Consider the following 18,045-nt stretch of genomic DNA (forward strand, 5'->3'; position numbering starts at 1 on the left):
CCGCGCTATGACCGGCACTGCCGATGCCTTCGCCGTCATGAACCCGGCCGACGAGTCCGTCATCGCGGAGGTGGTCGATCACGGGCCCGACGACGCCGATCGCGCTGTCGCCGCCGCGAGCGAGGCGGCAGGGGCGTGGGCGGCTCTTCCCAGCCGCGAGCGCGCTGCCGTGCTGCTGAGGGCGTTCGACATCATGATGCAGCGTCAGCGTGAGCTCGCGGAGCTGATCTCACGTGAGAACGGCAAATCACACGCCGATGCGATGGGTGAAGTCGCCTACGCTGCGGAGTACTTCCGCTGGTACGCGGAAGAAGCGGTCCGTGTGCGCGGCGAGCTCTTCGACAACCCGGCGGGCACGAGCAAGGTGCTGGTCTCGCACGAGCCGATCGGCCTGTGCGTGCTCGTCACCCCGTGGAACTTCCCCGCGGCGATGGCCACTCGCAAGATCGGGCCGGCGCTCGCCGTCGGCTGCACGGCCATCCTCAAACCGGCGGCCGAGACTCCGCTCACCGCGTTGGCGATCGCCGACATCCTGGCCGAAGCGGGGCTTCCCGACGGTGTCCTGACGGTGCTGACGACCAGGTCCGCGGGGGCGGTGGTCGACCGGCTGCTGTCCCACGACAGCGTGAGGATGCTGTCGTTCACCGGATCCACCGAGGTCGGCCGGCATCTGCTCGAGCGCGCGTCGCACCGCGTTCTGCGGACGGCCATGGAGCTCGGCGGCAATGCGCCCTTCCTCGTCCTCCAGGACGCCGACCTGGATGCCGCCGTCGATGGCGCGATGATCGCGAAGATGCGCAACGGCGGACAGGCCTGCACGGCCGCGAACCGATTCTTCGTGCACGAGAGCGTCGTCGAGAGGTTCGCGAGCGAACTGGCGACACGCATGGGTGCGCTGACGGTGGGCGGTGCCGCGGATGCGTCGATCGACGTCGGCCCGTTGATCAATGAGGCGGGCCGCCGCAAGGTGCAGGAACTCGTCGACGATGCCGTCGCGCGTGGCGCACGTGTCCTGACCGGCGGGGCGACACCCGACGGTGCGGGGTACTTCTATCCGCCCACCGTCCTGGTCGATGTTCCGCGCGATGCTCGCATCCTGCACGAAGAGGTCTTCGGGCCCGTCGCCCCCATCGCCGCCTTCTCCTCGGAGGACGAGGCGATCGGCGTCGCGAACGACACGATCCACGGCCTCGTCTCCTACCTCTACACGGAAGACCTTCGCCGCGGTCTTGCGCTCGCTGCTCGCCTGGAAGCGGGGATGGTCGCTCTGAACCGGGGCCTCGTCTCCGATCCGGCGGCGCCGTTCGGCGGCGTGAAGGAAAGCGGCCTGGGACGCGAGGGCTCCACCGAGGGCCTGCACGAATATCTCGAGACCAAGTACGTCGCCACCAACTGGTGATCGACGAGGATCCTCACACAAAAGGAAGGCAGTAGTCCGATGGATTACCCCGAAATCAAGAAGCTGTACGACGGTCTGCGAGTGTCGGACGTTCGCGACGGCATGGACTGGATCGGTCTGTTCAGCAAGGGGAGCGTCGCGCGCGACATCCGTCCCCTGTTCGACGGCGCCCGTCTGTGCGGTCCCGCACTCACCGTGCGGCTCGTGGCGAGTCATGAGCAGGCCCCGCCGCTGACGCCGGACGAGTACACCGAGTGGGCGAAGCAGTACTGGTACAAGGAGAAGCACATCGAGCCGTACGTCAGCGAGATCGTGCAGGGCGATGTCGTCGTCATCGAGTCCCCATACCTCGGAGTCGGCCAGCTCGGGTCGTGGAACACGCTCAACTTCTTCCTCAACGGTGCACAGGGCGTGGTCTCGAGCGGCGGCGTGCGCGACGTCGACGAATGCCGACTTCAGAAGGTGCCGATCTTCACCCAGTTCATCGGCCAGACCATGACGCAGGGGCGCATCGAGTACCTCGAGCACAACACCCCGATCACCGTCGGCGGCCAGCGCGTGAACCCGAGGGACCTGGTCGTCGGCGACGGCGACGGTGTGATCGTCGTGCCGCACGAGCACATCGAGGAGGTCGCGAAGTACGCATGGCAGGAAGCCGAGAACGATAAGCGCGGCCGCCGCAAGATGTACGAGCAGCTCGGCTGGGCACTCGACGACACCGTCCAGGTCGACTGACGTCGGACCCGGACGAGAGCGCATTCGAAGGAGATTGCCATGCGAGTCGGATTCATCGGGCTCGGCGACATCGGGATGCCGATGGCGCTCAACCTCATCGACCAGGGATTCGATGTCGTCGGATCAGATCTGGCCGAGGACAAGCGCGCCCGGCTCGAGGAGGGGGGCGGCCGGCTCTCGTCCGACCTGACCGACTTCGCGGACTGCGACGTCGTATGCCTCGCCGTTCCGGATGACGCCGTCGTCGAGTCGCTCCTCGTCGAGCAGGGTCTCGCCGGCATCGTCGCGGCGGGGGCGACCTTCCTCGTCCACTCGACGGTTCTACCCAAGACCGTGGAGCGATTGGCGTCCGCCGACGGGCGTGTCCGGATCCTGGACGCGCCCGTCAGCGGCGGCGCCGCCCGCGCGCGCGACGGTTCCCTCACCATCATGCTGGGCGGCCAGCCGAGCCCCGATGCTCAGCGCGTGCTCGACGCGCTCGGCACGACCGTCAGGTGCGGGCGGGTCGGCGCCGGCGCCGCCGTGAAGCTGGCGAATCAGCTCGCGATGCTCGCCTCGCTCCAGGCGCTGTACGAGGGCCTCGAGCTCACCGCCACGTTCGACGTGGCGGACTCCCTCGTCCTGGAGGTCCTCCGGTCCTCGACGGGAGACAGCTGGACCGCACGCAACTGGGGCTTCTTCGACGAGTTGGCGAAGGCATACGACCGCGCCGACGTGGACGTCTCATACCGGCCATGGAGCAAAGACCTGTGGGACGTCGTCGCAGCGGCGAGGCACGCGGGCACGCGGGTGCCGCTGGCTGCCCTATTGTCACAGATCCTCGCCGCTGAGGTCGAGGATCATGCCCGGAAGGCGGTCGATCCGTCATGACCCAGCAAGCCATCCTCGAGCAGATCCCCGAGCAGAGCTCGTTCGGCGGCGCCACGCTCGCGACCGACCCGGCGCGCAGGCGTGCGATGAAGCGCAATCGCCGGCGCAACGCGCTGTCGGCATACGGCTTCCTGTCGCCGTGGCTCATAGGAATGGTGGTCATCACGCTCGGGCCGATGATCGCATCGCTCTACCTGTCCTTCACGCGCTACGACTTGATCGGCTCGGCGGACTGGATCGGGCTGGACAACTACGTCCGGATGTTCGAATCCGACCCGCGGTATCTCAAGTCCGTCGGCGTCACGGCCATGTACACGGTCCTCAGCGTTCCCGGCATCCTGATCTTCTCGCTGCTGCTCGCCGTCTTCCTCAACAGGGGCATGAAGTTCCTGTCGGTCTACCGAGCGCTGTTCTACATCCCGTCGCTGCTGGGAAGCAGCGTGGCAATCGCCGTGCTCTGGCTGCAGGTCTTCGGTTCGAGCGGCATCTTCAACGCCTTCCTCGGACTGTTCGGCATCGAAGGCCAGAGCTGGATCGGCAACCCGAGCACCGCGCTGTACACCGTCGTCGCGCTGGCGATCTGGACGTTCGGAAGCACGATGGTGATCTTCCTGGCGGGATTGCGCCAGATCCCGGCGTCGTACTACGAGGCGGCTCAGCTGGACGGGGCCAATCGCTGGCAGCAGTTCTGGTCGATCACGTTCCCGCACCTCACGCCCGTCATCTTCTTCAACGGCCTGCTGGTCGTCGTCAACTCGCTGCAGTCCTTCACTCCGGCCTACGTCATCAGTGGCGGCACGGGGCAGCCGGCCGACTCGCTGCTCCTCTACACCGTGTACCTCTACCAGAAGGGCTTCGTCGACTTCCAGATGGGATACGCGTCCGCGATGGCATGGGCCCTGCTCCTCGCCCTCGCCCTCATCACCGGGGGGATCTTCTGGAGCTCCCGCTACTGGGTTTTCTACGGGGAGGACTCATGACCGACACCTACACCATCACCACCGGCCGGCGCCGGCGAGTGAGACTCTTCCCGACCCGGCCGACGAAGAGCCGCGTCCTGGCTTCGTGGGCACGGCATGCGGTCACCATCGCCGTTCTGGTGATCATGCTGTACCCGGTCGTGTGGATGATCGATGCCTCGTTCCATCCGAACGCCGAGATCGGCAAGACCTTCCTGCCGTTCACCGGCTCCTACACGCTGGAGAACTACGTCGCCGGCTTCACGGCCTCCTCGACGCTGAACTTCGGCGTCTTCTTCGTCAACTCGTTCATCATCGCGGCGCTGTGCGTGGTGGGAAACCTGTTCGCAGCGACGCTCACCGGCTACGCGTTCGCGCGTCTGGACTTCCCACTGAAGCGGACGCTCTTCGCGCTCCTCATGGTCACCCTGCTGCTGCCGTACCAGGTGACGATCGTGCCGCAGTACATCCTGTTCAACGAACTCGGCTGGCTGAACACGTACCTGCCGCTGATCGTGCCCAAGTTCCTGGCGACCGACGCCTTCTTCATCTTCCTCACGGTCCAGTTCATCCGCGGCCTGCCACGTGATCTCGATGAGGCGGCGCGCCTCGACGGCTGTGGCAACTTCGGCATCTTCCGACGCATCATCCTGCCGCTGCTCGGACCGGCGATCGCGACGACGGCGATGTTCACCTTCATCGCCACGTGGAACGACTTCCTCGGTCCCCGGCTCTACATCTCCGACACCAACCTCTACACCGTTCCACAGGGGCTGGTGCAGTTCGTCGACTCGACCGGAGAATCCTCGCTCGGCGCGCTCTTCGCCATGGCCACGCTGTCCATCACTCCCCTCATCGGCTTCTTCCTGGCGGCCCAGCGACTGCTCACCCAGGGCATCGCGACGACCGGCCTGAAGTAGCACCTGCCCGAACACAGAAAGCGAACACATGCACCGGAACATCCGAATCGCGGCCATCACCGCCGTGGCGCTCGCGTCGACGCTCGCGCTCTCCGCCTGCGGCGGTGGCGATGCGGCGCCCCCGAGCGCCGAAGGCGAGATCGCCGGCGAGATCCAGTACGCCTGGTGGGGCGGCCCCGCACGGAACGACAAGACCGAGGCCGTCATCGACCTCTACGAGGAGGCCACCCCGGGCGTCACCGTCAAGGGCACCACTTCCGAGTTCGGCGCGTACTTCGAGAACGCGAGCGTGCAGGCCGCGGGCGGGAATCTGCCCTGCGTGCCGCAGATGCAGAACCGTCTGATGGCGGACTACGCCGATCGGGGCGCGCTGCTGCCACTCGACGACCTCGTCGAGTCCGGTGCGATCGATGTCTCGGCGATCCCCGAGAGCGTCCTCGACAGCGGTCGCGGATCGGACGGCAAGCTCTACATGATCCCCTATGGCGCCGCGTTCGGCTCGCTGCTGGTCAACGCCACGGACATCGAGGCGCTCGGCCTGCCACTTCCCCCCGAGGGCTACGACTGGGAATGGCTGGCGGACTGGCTGACCGAGATCTCTGAGAAGACCGGCGGCCGCGCGACGGGCATCGTCGGCAACCAGCAGGACGTGCTCGAGGCCTGGCTGCGCAGCCATGACGCCGACTATTACGACGAGGGATCGATCGGCTTCGAGGCCGAGGACGTCGCTGACTTCTGGGACTACGCGGCTGCCCTTCAGGACGCCGGAGTGACGATCTCGGCCGAGCGTGCGTCCGAGACCCAGGGTCTCCCGCTCGAGCAGAACGACTTCAGCCAGGGCACGGTACCCACGTTGTTCTGGCCCGCCAACGGGCTGGGCACGGCGCAGGCGACGATCGATCAGGTCGACCCCGGTCACGAACTGCAGGCCTTCCCTCTGCCGAGCGGCCCATCCGGAAACGGCAGCGCGTTCTGGCTGTCGGGCCTGTCGATCGCCGAGACGTGCGACAACGTGGCCACCGCCGCCGACTTCATCGACTTCTTCGTGAACGACCAGGACGCCGCCCTCGTCTACGCGTCCGACAACGGGGCGAACACGCAGACCGACAACCTGCAGGCCATCCTCGACAGCCCTGACACCACCGCGGCCAAGAAGGCGGAACTGTCGCTGTACCAGACACTCGCCGATGAGGGCGTCGCGCCCAGCGTGTACGGCAAGGGCTACGCGAGCGTCTTCCAGCAGGCGGTGACGCGCTACTTCCAGCAGGTGTCGTTCGGAGAGATCACCGTCGAAGAGGCGGCGGAGCAGTTCACCGCCGAAGCCGAATCCGCCATCGGCTGATCCAGTGGGGGCGGGACCAGACGGTGCCGCCCCCACTGCTGGACCCCGACCCCAAGAGAGTGGACATGCCTCCTGTTGCCCTTGACAGAATGAAAGTCGTCGACCTCACTCAGGTGATGGCCGGCCCCTTCTGCACGATGCTCCTCGCCGACTTCGGCGCGGACGTGATCAAAGTCGAGCCGCCCGGCGGTGGCGACCAGACCCGCCACTCCTGGGGTCGCTCAGGCAAGGGCGAGGACGGCCCGGCCTTCTTCGCGCTGAACCGCAACAAGCGGTCGGTCGTGCTCGACCTGCGCTCCGAGCAGGGCCTTGCCGACTTCCGTGCGCTGGTGGCCGACGCCGACGTCGTCGTGGAGAACTTCCGTCCCGGCGTCACGACCCGCCTCGGGATCGACTACGAGTCGGTGACGAAGATCAACCCGTCGATCATCTACGCGAGCATCTCCGGATTCGGCTCGACGGGACCATACGCAGACCGTCCCGGCTACGACCTCATCGCGCAGGGCATGTCCGGCGTGATGGGTGTCACGGGGCATCCGGATGCCCCGCCGGCCAAGGCGGGCGTCCCTGTCGCCGACCTCGGCTCGGGGCTGTTCTGCGCGTATGGGATCGTCACGGCCTACGTCCACAAGCTGAGGACCGGCGAAGGGCAGCGCATCGAGACCTCGCTCTTCGAGGCCGCGCTGGGCTTCACGGTCTGGGAGGCCACCGAATACTGGGCCAGCGGAGAGGTGCCCGCGCGAACCGGCTCGTCCCACCGCATGTCGGCGCCGTACCAGGCGTTCCGGACCCGCGACGGCTGGATGACGATCGGGGCCAACAATCAGCGCCTGTGGGGCTTCCTCTGCGCGGCGCTCGAGCGGCCCGAGCTAGAGCATGACGAGCGTTTCGCCACGAATCCGCTGCGGATGAAGCGCAAGAAGGACCTCGCCGACGAGATCGAGTCGGTGCTGATCGAGAACGACACCGCCTACTGGGTGGATCGGCTCCTCGCCGGCGGGGTGCCGTGCGGACCGATCCTGGCGTACGACGAAGTCCTGCGCGATCCGCACACGCAGCATCGAGAGATGGTCCAGAGCATTCCCCATCCGGTCGAAGGGGAGGTCCGGACTCTCGGCTTCCCGGTCAAGATGAGTCGCACCCCGGCGGCAGCGCGGCGGCACCCACCGCTGCTGGGCGAGCACCAGCAGGAGCTGCTCGGCTCCGAGGACACGAGTGGGAGTCCGGCGTGAGCGAGGAGGTCCGCACGTCGACAGATGCCGGCGTGGTCACGGTCACCCTGTCCAACCCGGGTCGCCGCAACGCGATCACACGCGACATGTACGCGGAACTGGAGCGGGTGCTGACGGATGCCGCCGCCGACCGATCGGTGAGGGCACTGGTCTTGCGGGGGGCTGATGGCGCGTTCGCGGGTGGCACCGACATCCGCTGGCTGCAGGAGATCCGTACCGGTCAGCACGGCGTCGACTACGAAGCCGAAATGAGGCGGGTGCAGACGCGGCTGACGGATCTCGATGTTCCGATCGTCTCCGTCGTCGAAGGTGCGTGCGTCGGCGGAGGCCTCGTGCTGGCCGCCTTGAGCGACATCGTGGTGTGCACGCCGTCATCGATGTTCGGCTCGCCGATCGCGCGGACTGTCGGCAACACCCTGTCGCCGACATCCATCGCGCGCCTGAGCTCGACATTCGGCCGCCATCGGACTGCTGAGATGCTCTTCACCGCCCGGCTGTTCAGCGCCGACGAGGCGCTCGCCGCAGGGTTCGTCAACGACGTGGTGGAGCCGGACCGCATCGAGGAGCGCCTTGCCGGCATGCTCGACGCGATCCGGGCTTGCGCTCCGCTCACCCTGCGGTCGTTCCGCATGCTGTGGCGGCGAATGGACGCCGCGCTCGGTGAGATCGAGCACGACGACGTGTATCGCGAGATCTACGGCAGCGCCGACTTCGCCGAGGGTGTCGATGCGTTCCTGGGCAAGCGCCGGCCGCGATTCGAAGGAATGTGATGACGAAGGTCGACTCCCATCACCACCTGTGGCCCGCGGAAGTGATCGGGCGTCAGGATTGGCGACCAGCGGAGGACGAGGTGCTGCGGCGCGCGTTCGATGTCGCCGAGTATCACGATGCGCTGGATGCCTCGGCGCTCGACGGCAGCATCCTGATGCAGTCGGTCGACGCGATGGATGAGAACCAGCGGCTTGCCGCCTATGCGGCCACCAGCGAGCGGATTCTGGGCTGGGTGGGATACGCCGATCTGCCGGACCCCGCGCGAGCGCTCGACGACGTCGGCGCCTTGGTGCGGATGAGAGAAGCTCCCGGCGGCGACAAGCTTGTCGGGCTGAGGTGTCTCGTGGGCTCCGATCCCATGAGCTGGACAGCCGAGGCGGCGGGTATCGCCGCCTTGCAGCGCGCCGCGGACGAAGGGTTGGTGTGGGACACGGTGCCGATCACCGACGCCCAGACGGATGCCGTGGCCGCGGTCGCGCAGCGCCTGCCGCATCTGCGGATCGTCGTCGATCATCTCGCTTCACCTCCGATGGTCACGGACGCGTTCGATGCGTGGCGGAACCGGCTGCAGCGCCTTGCGGCTCAGCCCAACGTGGCCGTCAAGCTCTCGGTCGGGGTCGCGGTGCTGCAGCGGTGGGAACGGTGGGATGCGGCGGCTCTGCGCCCCTATGTGCAGACGGCGATCGAGCTGTTCGGAGCGCGTCGCTCGATGCTGGCCAGCAACTGGCCGGTCGTTCTGCTGCGTGCTTCGCACGCCCAGGCGTGGAGCGGCGTCATCGAGGCGCTCGCAGACATGGATGGCCAGGACCGCGCTCGTGTGGAGGGCGGCACAGCACTCGATTGGTATGGAGTCACGCGATCATGACCGACAAGCTACGACTGGGACTCATCGGCACCGGATGGGTCGCCAATCAGCACATGGCCGGCGCGAGAAGCGTGGCGGCTGACGACCTCGAGGTGACGGCCGCGTGCGATCCGCGTCGTGAAGTCCTCGACGACTTCTGCGACCGTCACGGGATCGGCGCTCGCTTCGCGAGTGCCGGCGAGCTCATCTCCTCCGGCGCCGTCGACGCGGTGGTTCTGCTCACACCGCCCGCGGTGCGCCACGAGGTCATCGACCCCGCGCTCGAGCACGGGCTCCACGTCCTCGTCGAGAAGCCGTTCGGTGAGAACGGGCATGACGCGGTGACGTTCACCGAATCGGCCGAGGCGGCGAGAGTGACGATGGCGGTGAGTCAGAACTTCCGCTGGTTCCCCGAGTACACGTGGTTGAGGGACCGACTCGGACGTCCGGATGCCGGCGGGATCGACTTCGTCGAGGCCCGGACCTTTCAGAACCGACCGCAGGCGCCCGGCGCGTGGCGGGCGGAAGAGACCAAGCTCGAGATGGCCATCTTCAGCGTTCACCTGATCGACCGCGTGCGATGGATCGCCCGGACGCCGCCGGTGTCGGTGCGCGCGGTGACCCGGCGTCGTCGCGGCAGCTCGCTCATGGGAGAGCAGTTCAGCTCGCTGCTCATCGAGTTCGCCGGGGGAGTGGTCGGGACGGTCACGTCGTCGTGGACGAGCAGGACGCTTCCCCTCAACACGTTCCGTGTCGACACCGACCTCGGCTCCGCCTCGGTGGAACGCACCGCCCCCATGTCCGGAGACGCCACCGGAACGGCGCACTTCGGTGCCCAACCAGAGCGCCTCACGTTCGCCGAGACGCAACCGGGTGAGCACGCCGCGCTGTCATACGGGTCGAGCCTTCGCGAATTCGCGGTCGCGATCGCTGAGCGGCGATCGCCGCAGCACAGCGCTCGCGACAACCTTCAGACGATGGGCATCATGGAGGCCGCCTACCGCTCGGCGGCTCGCGGTGGCACCCCGGTCACGGTCGAAGAAGCGCTCTACGGGCATGTCGCCTACGCCTGACATCGACTCCGTGCGGGTCGGGCTGGTGGGCCTCGGCAACAGCGGACGTCACTACCACCTGCCGCTCTTGACTCGCGATGCCCGATTCCGGCTGGTCGCCGTCGCGACCGAGAGCGGGATGGCAGATCCTCATCCCGTCGATGTGCGCGTGCACCGGGGCTGGCGCGACCTGCTGGACCGCGAGCCCGTTGATCTGCTGGTCGTGGCCACACCGCACCACCTGCACCACGAGATCTCCGCGGCGGCGCTCGATCGTGGGGTGAACGTACTCGTCGAGAAACCCATGACGGTCTCCGTCCGCGAGGCGGACGACCTGATGCGACGGGCGGAGCGGACGGGCGCAGTTCTCGCCGTGCACCACCAGCGCCGCTGGGAGGAGGACTTCCAGGCGCTCCTGGGCATCGTGCGCTCGGGTGAGATCGGTGCCCCGTGGCGTGTGGTCGCCACGAGAGGGCACCAGGGCGAGTATGTCAACGCGACCGCCTCCCGCCCTCACGCCGGGCCACGACCCCTGCGCTGGGCGCGGGAGCGCTCCGGGGGAGGTGGGGTGCTGCGCGTCATCGGTCCGCACCCGGTCGATCACGTGCTTCGTCTCGCGGATCGCTCCCCGGTGTCAGTTGCAGGTCGGCTGTCGGTGGCAGCGGGCGAGCAGGTCGAGCGGTGGGCCGGACTCGACCTCGACTTCGGCGATGGCCTCACCGGCCGCGTGGAGGTCTTCCGTCATCAGGGCGTGCCCGGCGCGCGGTTCGCGGTGTGGGGGGAGGACGGCATGGCCGTCGCGAGCGACGGCGCCAGCGTGCTGGTGCGCCGACATGGTGGTGTCGAGCGGGTCGTGGGCGGCCTGGCCAAGCCCGGCATCCTGGGAGGCGAGATCTACGATGACGTCTTCGCGGCGATCCGCACCGGCGCCGGCGTTCGGGCGACCACCGCTGAGGCTCGAGAGGTCGTCCAGGTGATCGAATTGTGCGAACGCTCCGCGGCCGAAGGCGGACGGCCGTTGCGCGCATGACCGGACCGGCACGCGCAGGCACAGAAGGGGGCGCCGGTCGCAGACCGGCGCCCCCTTCTTCATGTCACCGGATCAGCCCAAGGTCCCTTCCGCCTCGGCCATGAACGCGTCGGCGGCTTCTTCGACGGTCATCTCGCCGAAGGCCACCTGCTGGTAGTAGCGGTTGAGGGCGTCGAGGAAGATGCTCTGGTACGCCTTGCCGTAGACCACCGGCGCGATGTCGGACTCTGCGAGGTAGGCGTAGAGCTCCAGTTCGGTCTTCTTCGAGTCGGGTGTGTCGGGGCTCTCGAGAAGTGCCGCGAGGTTCGCGTTGTTCGTATTGGCACCGTTGTCGGACTCGTACGCGAGCGCAGCCTCCTCATCGTTGATGAAGAAGTCGATGAAATCCGCGGCCGTCGCCACGTTGTCGCAGTCCTCTGCGATCGACAGGCCCGACAACCACAGCGCGTTCCCGGGACCGCCCTCGCCGCTCGGCATCACATACGCGGTGAGCGTGGATCCCGGCGCGACGCCGTCGATCGTGGCCTGCGCGCTGGAGAGCCCGTTCGCCGGCCAGAAGAAAGCCGCCTGCTGGCCCTGGCTGAACGGCATCTGCTCCAGCGGGACGCCCATGAGCTCGGACGCGCGCTCGGCCGAGATCGTCACACCCGCCTCACGGAGCTCCTCGCTGTAGTTCCAGAACTCCACCAGATCGTCGCGGTCGAATCCGAGGGCACCGTCCTCGTACAGGTTGCCTCCGCGGCTGCGCACCCAGCCTTCCAGCTGATCGTCGTTCGCTCCTATGAGGTCGATCGACGGCTGCCCGGCCGTCTCACTCAGATCGGTGAGCCACTCTGCGAGCCACTCCCAGTCGTAGCCGTTCTCGGGGAGGTCCTCCCCCGCCTGCTCGACCTGCGTCTGATTCACCATGAGTGAGCCGAACGCGGCACCGTAGGGAATCATGTAGAGCTTGCCGTCTGCGCCACGACCGCTGTCGAGGACGCCCTCGGGGATCTCCGAGACATCGATCACGCCCTGCTCGACGAGATCATCGAGCGGTCGCAACGCGCCGCGATCGGAGTAGTCGGCCATCACCCGGTTCTGCATCTGCGGCACGCACGGCATGTTCCCGCCCGCAGCCTGAACGCTCGCGCCTTCCCAGTACGCGTTGTAGTCGGTGGTCGTGCCCTTGACGGTGACGTCCTCGTTCTGGGCCATGTAGAGGTCGATCACCGCCTGCGTGCGCTCGTTGCGAGCGGTTCCACCCCACCACGCGTACTGGATCTCCCCGCCGACCTCGCCGAGATCGGCGGTGGTCGTGGGCTCGGCGGCCTCACCGCCGCCTCCACAGCCGGCCAACCCGATCGTGGCCGCGGCGACCGCCGCCACGGCGAATGCTCGCTTCGTATTCATCACATTCCGCTCCTGTCTCCGTTGACATTCCCGGGTGCGTCGCCGTGTCGACGACGTCGGGCGTCAGTCCACCTGGACTGTCTCGTCGAGCGCCCAGCCGAGCTGCTCGTACATCTTTCGGCGGCCGCGCTTGTCGTTGAGCGCCTCCTGCCACGCGTACTTCGCGACTTCTTCGATGTGCTCGTGCGGCACGACGATCACGCCGTCGCCGTCGCCCACGACCAGGTCCCTCGGATTCACGCGCTGACCGCCGATCGTGACGGCTACGCCGTGCTCGAGGTACTCGATGCGACCCTGCGTCATGGTCTGGCTGATGAACTGCGCGAACACCGGCACCTTCTGCAGCCGGCACTCATCGACGTCGCGCACGCCGCCGCTGGAGACGACACCCTGTGCGCCCAGCGTCTTGAACGCGAGAGTGTTGTTCGAGCCGAGCTGCCCGACTCCGAGATCAGGTGCTTCGATCACGACGACGTCGCCTCGGGTGATGTCGGCCTTGTACGGAGAGATGTGCTTGCTGCCGTACCAGTGCTCATAGGCCCATGCCGTGTACTCGTCCGGGGTCATCGGAGGGGCCTGCTCGTGCGTCGCGACGAGGCGCACCGTCAAGGCCGGCCCGCACAGGCGGGCGCCCTCGTAGAGCGGGCGGATGTCGCGGTGGACACTGCCCTTGCTGAACAGGCCGATCCAGTCCATGCCGTCCCGGACGTCCGAGACACGGAGTCCCGCGTACAGCTTCTCGATCTCGGTGTAGTCCGTCATCGCACTCCCTGGTATCGCCATCAATCGAAGGATCCGATCCGATCCAATTTGAAGGTAGCGACAACAAACGACCACGTCAAGGCTCGGAGTGTGATGCGGAGATTCGACAAAACCGGCCGATTCGAGTCGAGAGATCCGACCTCTGATCCGATCTGATGAAGTGAATCAAGCGGGAGAGGGCGACAGCGTAGGCGCTGGCAGGAATAGGAATCACCCGCGAAGAATGCGATATCAGATCGGATTAGACCCCTTTCGACCGCCGCAAGAAGGCCCCGCGACGTTGCATGGCGTCGCGGGGCCGACGATCCGGGGTCAGGGCCGCGCGGGCCGGTAGACCATGTGCGTCACGCGCGACGTCGGGCGCACCGAGACCCGCTCGAGCTGCTGGGGCGGTACCCCGTCGAACACGCGCTCGCCGGCTCCGAGGATGCACGGTGTGACGTGCAGTCGCAGCTCGTCGATGAGTCCGGCCGCGAGGTATTCGTTCACCGTCGTCGGTCCGCCGGCGACGGAGATGTTGCCGTCGCCGGCAGCAGCGCGAGCCTGTTCCATCGCAGCGTGGATGCCGTCGGTGACGAAGTGGAACGTCGTGCCGCCTTTCATCTCGATCGGGTCGTGTGCGAAGTGCGTGAGCACGAACACGGGACCGTGGTAGGGCGGGTTCGGCCCCCACCAGCCGCGCCAATCGCGGTCCCATTCGCCGCGGACGGGGCCGAACATGTTGCGGCCCATGATGGTCGCATTCGAGTCGAGGATCGCGTCGACTTCGGCCTTGTTCTCCTCCTGCGCGTGGAACATCCAGCCGTGCAGCCAGTTCTCGTCGACGTCTCCGAACGGCGCCTCTTCGCGCTGGTTGAGTCCGGTGGCGAAGCCGTCGGCCGAGACGGCGAGGTCGCTGAACACGATGCCCATGATCTGATCCTCTCAACTGGTTGTGGATTGCAACTGGTTGGCAGGCTAGCGCAGACCAGTTGTAGACTGCAAGTGGTTGTTTTCGAAGGAGGCCAGCATGGATCATCGTTCGGGGTGCCCGATCAACCTCTCGCTGGAGGTGTTCGGAGACCGATGGTCCCTCATCGTGATCCGCGACATGATGTTCGGCAATCGGCGGCACTTCAACGAGCTGCTGGCGAAGTCCGACGAGGGGATCGCGTCGAACGTGCTCGCGGACCGCCTTCAGCGGCTGGTGAGTCTCGGCATGATCTCGCGCGCACCTGACCCGAGCCACAAGCAGAAGGTGCTGTACAGCCTGACCGAGCCGGCGATCCAGCTGGTGCCCGTGCTCGCCCACCTCGGGGCATGGGGCCGCCGGCATCTCCCGGTCAGTCGCGAGCTCTCGGTCCGCGCCGAGCTGCTCGAACGCGGCGGACCGGAGTTCTGGGACCGCTTCATGGACGAGCTGCGCGAGCAGCATCTCGGCATCCCCCGCCCGCCCGGAGACCCGTCTGCCTTCGGCGAGCTGCGCGCGGCCTACGAGGCCGAACTCGCCCGGGCTTAGCCGCCGGGAGGAGCCGTCAGCGGGATGCCGCGACCGCCGGCATCCACTTCTCCAGCAGTGCCAGCGTGTCCGGCGCGAAGCGGCGGTTCGGATCCGCGATCATCGCCCGCAGTTCACCGAGCGCCACCCACGCTCCCCACGCCACCTCTTCGGGCTGCCAGCGGATCGGGCCGTCGTAGTCGGCGAGGTATCCGAACGCGTGGTACCTGGCCACGTCGTCCTCGTATTCGGCCTCGCCGAGCGGCACGAGCTCGACGCCTGTCACGCCGAGCTCTTCCTCGACCTCCCGGAGCGCCGCGTTCATAGGGGTCTCGCCCGGCTGCAGCACGCCGCCCGCCATCACGTCGTAATGACCCGGGTAGACGTCCTTGGTCTCGGTGCGCCGGTGCAGGTAGACCTGGCCCGAGCCGTTGCGGACCAGCACGGCGACGCACGCGTGACGAAGGTTCTGTGCGCGCACGAGCGATCGCGGCGCGGTCTCGGTGAGTCGGCCGTCCGGATCGTAGACGGCGACGATCTCGTCGCCTTTCGGCTGCTCGCTCTCGGGCTGTGCATCACGACTCACGGGTTTCCGCCCTCTCATCCGTGTGTGAGACGGTAGCGCACCCCGCCGTCACGGCTTCGTGTCCCCCGACAGCACCGCCTCGCGCCCGGGCGGCATCGGCTCCACGAGCCGGCGGAGGAAGATCAGCCCGACCGCCGGCATCCCGATCAGTGGCGCCAACCCGAGCTGCAGGGTCGTCGTGTCTGCGATCCAGCCGAAGAGGGGAGTGGCCAGGCCTCCGACGCTCACGGTGAGCCCCAGCGTCACGCCGCTCGCCGTTCCGACGCGCTCCGGGAGGTAGTCCTGCGCCAGGGTCACGTGCAACGAGAACGGCACATAGAGTCCGGCCGAGGCGAGGGCGACGAAGACGTAGATCGCGGGCCCGGGCACGCACACGATGCCGGCGACGGCGACGATCGTCGCGGCGTACGACCAGCGCACGATGTCCATCCGCCGCCACCGCGTGGCGAGGTAGCCGCCGAGCAGTGTGCCGACAGCGCCTCCCGCGTACAGGATGAACAGCGCGACCGCCCCACCGACGGCGCCGTCGCCCGTGCGCTCTGCGACGTAGAGGGCGACGAACGCCGACAAGCCGACGAAGACGACGGATCGGCACATCACCGCCGCGGTCAGCCGGCCGAACGAGCCCCAGTCGTTCGGCGTCGGCTGCCCGACCGAGTCTCGATGGCGCGGCTCCCTCCTGACCGGCGCTCGCAGCGCGACGAGGCACACGACTGCTCCCGCGACGGCCGGCACGGCGAGGAGAGGAGACGCCTCCCAGCCGCCGAGCGACATGACGCCGACGACGAGCAGCGGCGCCAGCGCGAACCCGACGTTGCCGCCGAGCGAGAACCAGCTCATCGCCCTCGGGTCGGACGGACTGACGGCGCGGACGGCGACGGCGGCGGCTGGGTGGTACGCCGCGACCCCGAGGCCCGCGATGCCGACGGCGATCACCGTGAAGACGTAGACGTCGCCCACGCCGGCGAGGGCGATCCCGGTTCCCGCGACCAGCGTCGATGCCGGCAGAAGCCAGCGCATCGGCCGTCGATCGATGACGGCACCGAAGATCGGCTGGACGACGGAGGAGAGGAGGGATGCTGCGAGCACGATCGTCGCCGCGGCGTAGGTGTAGTCGCGCTCGAGCACGAAGAACGGCACGAGCGCGGCGACGGCACCCTGGTACACGTCGACGAAGGCGTGGCTGATCGAGAGCAGGGCGATCGGAGCCCGGCGCCGGCCGGGCAGAGGAGGCGGCATCACGCCATCGTCCTTCTCGGATCGGTGTGACGACTTCCGATATAGTGCCGACTTGTGTCGAAGATCCGCCATCAGTCGGTTGCGCCCACCGAAGGCCGGAAGGTCGCGCCGCGTCAGACGACGGACGTGCACACACACGATGATCATCAGATCCTCTTCGCCGATTCGGGCGTTCTCGAGGTGATCACCGATGTCGGCACGTGGTTCGCGCCGGCCACGCGCGCGATCTGGATCCCGGCGGGGACGCCGCATTCGTGGCGCGCTCACGGACGCTTGACCGTGCACATGCTCGGTCTGCCGCTGTCGGACAACCCGCTGCGCCTCGATTCACCAGCGGTCCTGACCGTCTCACCGCTCCTTCGCGAGCTGCTGCGGGAGCGGACTGCGAACGCGACGGCCTCTGCGCCCGAGAGCAGGCGACTTCACGCCGTGCTGCTCGACCAGCTGCGGGACTCGCCGCAGGAGCCGATCCGGCTGCCTTCGCCGGCCGACGAGACGCTCGCCCGGGTGTGCCGGGCGATGCACGCCGACCCGTCCGACTCGCGAAGCCTCGCTGAACTGGCCGCCGACGTGAGCGTGAGCGAGCGGACGCTGTCTCGTCGATTCCGGTCCGAATTGGGCATGACGTTCCCGCAGTGGCGGACCCAGTTGCGCCTCTTCCACGCCCTGAAGATGCTCGCGTCGGGTGCGTCGGTCACCGTGACCGCTCACGCGTGCGGGTGGTCGTCGACAAGCGCCTTCATCGACGTGTTCCGGCGGGCGTTCGGTGTCACCCCGGGCGCCTACGGGCGAGAGTGAGAGTCCGACCCGGCGCGGGTTGCGTCTATACGGGTCCGGATAATAGCGTGGGTTCGTGGCACAGACCGAGACGGATGACATCGTGAGCACCCTCGTCCAGGAGGTCGTCGGCGTCCATCGCAGCGGGTCACACGACTTCAGCAAGCGGTCGCAGCCCTTCGTCGACCTCGTAGAAGGCCTGGGCGTCGAGGGCGACGCGCACTTCGGAGCGACCGTGAAGCACCGTTCCCGCGTCGCGGCCGATCCGTCACAGCCGAACTTGCGTCAGGTGCACCTGATCCATTCCGAACTCCTCGACGATCTGCGTGCGGCGGGCTATGACGTCGCCCCCGGCGAACTCGGCGAGAACATCACGACCCGCGGGCTTGCGCTGCTGGAGCTGCCGGTCGGAACGCGGCTGACGATCGGGGATGCCGTCATCACCGTGACCGGCCTGCGCAATCCCTGCCAGCAGATCAACGACTTCCGTGACGGGCTGCTGAAGCAGGTCGTGCGGCGCGACGAAGACGGGAACATCGTTCGTCTCGCGGGTGTCATGGGGATCGTGTCGCGGTCCGGACGCGTCCAGCCTGGCGCGTCCATCCGCGTCGACCTGCCCCCGGAGCCGCACCACCCTCTGACGCGCGTCTAGCGTGCC

19 protein-coding genes are annotated in these 18,045 nt (G+C 67.6%); 14 read left to right on the forward strand and 5 right to left on the reverse strand.

Going from position 1 to position 18,045, the window contains the following annotated elements:
• The first annotated feature begins 7 nt into the window (after positions 1–7).
• The 11 genes from ACLKM7_RS08815 to ACLKM7_RS08865 all read left to right on the forward strand — a co-directional run bounded on the left by ACLKM7_RS08815 (position 8) and on the right by ACLKM7_RS08865 (position 11,154).
• The gene (locus tag ACLKM7_RS08815; protein ID WP_436446815.1) at positions 8–1,399 is read left to right on the forward strand and encodes an NAD-dependent succinate-semialdehyde dehydrogenase; all 1,392 of its coding nucleotides are present in this window, start codon (positions 8–10) and stop codon (positions 1,397–1,399) included.
• A gap of 39 nt (positions 1,400–1,438) precedes the next feature.
• Positions 1,439–2,134, forward strand: coding sequence for an RraA family protein (locus ACLKM7_RS08820; RefSeq protein WP_436446817.1), 696 nt, complete (start codon positions 1,439–1,441; stop codon positions 2,132–2,134).
• A 39-nt stretch (positions 2,135–2,173) separates the two neighbouring features.
• Positions 2,174–3,004, forward strand: coding sequence for an NAD(P)-dependent oxidoreductase (locus ACLKM7_RS08825; protein ID WP_436446819.1), 831 nt, complete (start codon positions 2,174–2,176; stop codon positions 3,002–3,004).
• Positions 3,001–3,984 (forward strand): carbohydrate ABC transporter permease, encoded by a 984-nt coding sequence (locus ACLKM7_RS08830; protein WP_436446821.1) that lies wholly within the window; start codon positions 3,001–3,003, stop codon positions 3,982–3,984. Before ACLKM7_RS08825 ends, ACLKM7_RS08830 begins: the two co-directional genes overlap by 4 nt.
• Entirely contained in the window at positions 3,981–4,883 is a 903-nt protein-coding gene (locus ACLKM7_RS08835) for a carbohydrate ABC transporter permease (RefSeq protein ID WP_436446823.1), read from the forward strand. The genes ACLKM7_RS08830 and ACLKM7_RS08835 overlap by 4 nt, the downstream gene beginning before the upstream one ends.
• 28 nt (positions 4,884–4,911) lie before the next feature.
• On the forward strand, positions 4,912–6,225 hold the full coding sequence (locus ACLKM7_RS08840) for an ABC transporter substrate-binding protein (RefSeq protein WP_436446825.1): 1,314 nt from the start codon (positions 4,912–4,914) through the stop codon (positions 6,223–6,225).
• 89 nt (positions 6,226–6,314) lie between these two features.
• On the forward strand, positions 6,315–7,457 hold the full coding sequence (locus ACLKM7_RS08845; protein WP_436446827.1) for a CaiB/BaiF CoA transferase family protein: 1,143 nt from the start codon (positions 6,315–6,317) through the stop codon (positions 7,455–7,457).
• Positions 7,454–8,227 (forward strand): enoyl-CoA hydratase-related protein, encoded by a 774-nt coding sequence (locus ACLKM7_RS08850; protein WP_436446828.1) that lies wholly within the window; start codon positions 7,454–7,456, stop codon positions 8,225–8,227. The genes ACLKM7_RS08845 and ACLKM7_RS08850 overlap by 4 nt, the downstream gene beginning before the upstream one ends.
• Positions 8,227–9,093, forward strand: a complete 867-nt coding sequence (locus ACLKM7_RS08855; protein ID WP_436446829.1) for an amidohydrolase family protein — start codon at positions 8,227–8,229, stop codon at positions 9,091–9,093. The genes ACLKM7_RS08850 and ACLKM7_RS08855 overlap by 1 nt, the downstream gene beginning before the upstream one ends.
• Positions 9,090–10,145, forward strand: a complete 1,056-nt coding sequence (locus ACLKM7_RS08860) for a Gfo/Idh/MocA family protein (protein ID WP_436446830.1) — start codon at positions 9,090–9,092, stop codon at positions 10,143–10,145. The genes ACLKM7_RS08855 and ACLKM7_RS08860 overlap by 4 nt, the downstream gene beginning before the upstream one ends.
• Entirely contained in the window at positions 10,129–11,154 is a 1,026-nt protein-coding gene (locus ACLKM7_RS08865) for a Gfo/Idh/MocA family protein (protein WP_436446831.1), read from the forward strand. The genes ACLKM7_RS08860 and ACLKM7_RS08865 overlap by 17 nt, the downstream gene beginning before the upstream one ends.
• A gap of 72 nt (positions 11,155–11,226) precedes the next feature.
• Here ACLKM7_RS08865 and ACLKM7_RS08870 read toward each other — a convergent pair whose 3' ends face one another.
• The 3 genes from ACLKM7_RS08870 to ACLKM7_RS08880 all read right to left on the reverse strand — a co-directional run bounded on the left by ACLKM7_RS08870 (position 11,227) and on the right by ACLKM7_RS08880 (position 14,220).
• Complete coding sequence (locus tag ACLKM7_RS08870; RefSeq protein WP_436446832.1) at positions 11,227–12,546, reverse strand: ABC transporter substrate-binding protein; 1,320 nt, start codon at positions 12,544–12,546, stop codon at positions 11,227–11,229.
• A 63-nt stretch (positions 12,547–12,609) separates the two neighbouring features.
• Positions 12,610–13,308: an RraA family protein gene (locus tag ACLKM7_RS08875; protein ID WP_436446833.1), complete on the reverse strand. Its 699-nt coding sequence runs from the start codon at positions 13,306–13,308 to the stop codon at positions 12,610–12,612.
• Between the two features lie 312 nt (positions 13,309–13,620).
• The gene (locus ACLKM7_RS08880) at positions 13,621–14,220 is read right to left on the reverse strand and encodes a dihydrofolate reductase family protein (protein ID WP_436446834.1); all 600 of its coding nucleotides are present in this window, start codon (positions 14,218–14,220) and stop codon (positions 13,621–13,623) included.
• Positions 14,221–14,317: 97 nt separating this feature from the next.
• On the opposite strand from ACLKM7_RS08880, the gene ACLKM7_RS08885 reads away from it, so the two are divergent.
• Positions 14,318–14,806: a winged helix-turn-helix transcriptional regulator gene (locus ACLKM7_RS08885; RefSeq protein WP_436446835.1), complete on the forward strand. Its 489-nt coding sequence runs from the start codon at positions 14,318–14,320 to the stop codon at positions 14,804–14,806.
• A gap of 16 nt (positions 14,807–14,822) precedes the next feature.
• On the opposite strand, the gene ACLKM7_RS08890 is transcribed toward ACLKM7_RS08885, so the two are convergent.
• A complete protein-coding gene (locus tag ACLKM7_RS08890; RefSeq protein WP_436446836.1) occupies positions 14,823–15,371 on the reverse strand; it encodes an NUDIX hydrolase in 549 nt (182 codons plus the stop codon).
• Positions 15,372–15,419: 48 nt separating this feature from the next.
• Positions 15,420–16,610: an MFS transporter gene (locus ACLKM7_RS08895; RefSeq protein WP_436446897.1), complete on the reverse strand. Its 1,191-nt coding sequence runs from the start codon at positions 16,608–16,610 to the stop codon at positions 15,420–15,422.
• A gap of 54 nt (positions 16,611–16,664) precedes the next feature.
• Between ACLKM7_RS08895 and ACLKM7_RS08900 the strand changes: the two genes are divergently transcribed.
• Positions 16,665–17,408 carry an AraC family transcriptional regulator gene (locus ACLKM7_RS08900; RefSeq protein WP_436446837.1) on the forward strand — a complete coding sequence of 248 codons (744 nt, stop codon included), beginning with the start codon at positions 16,665–16,667 and terminating at the stop codon, positions 17,406–17,408.
• A gap of 55 nt (positions 17,409–17,463) precedes the next feature.
• A complete protein-coding gene (locus ACLKM7_RS08905; RefSeq protein WP_436446838.1) occupies positions 17,464–18,039 on the forward strand; it encodes an MOSC domain-containing protein in 576 nt (191 codons plus the stop codon).
• Positions 18,040–18,045: the final 6 nt, after the last annotated feature.

The sequence above is a fragment of the Microbacterium sp. I2 genome (assembly GCF_051364985.1).
Lineage (GTDB): Bacteria > Actinomycetota > Actinomycetes > Actinomycetales > Microbacteriaceae > Microbacterium.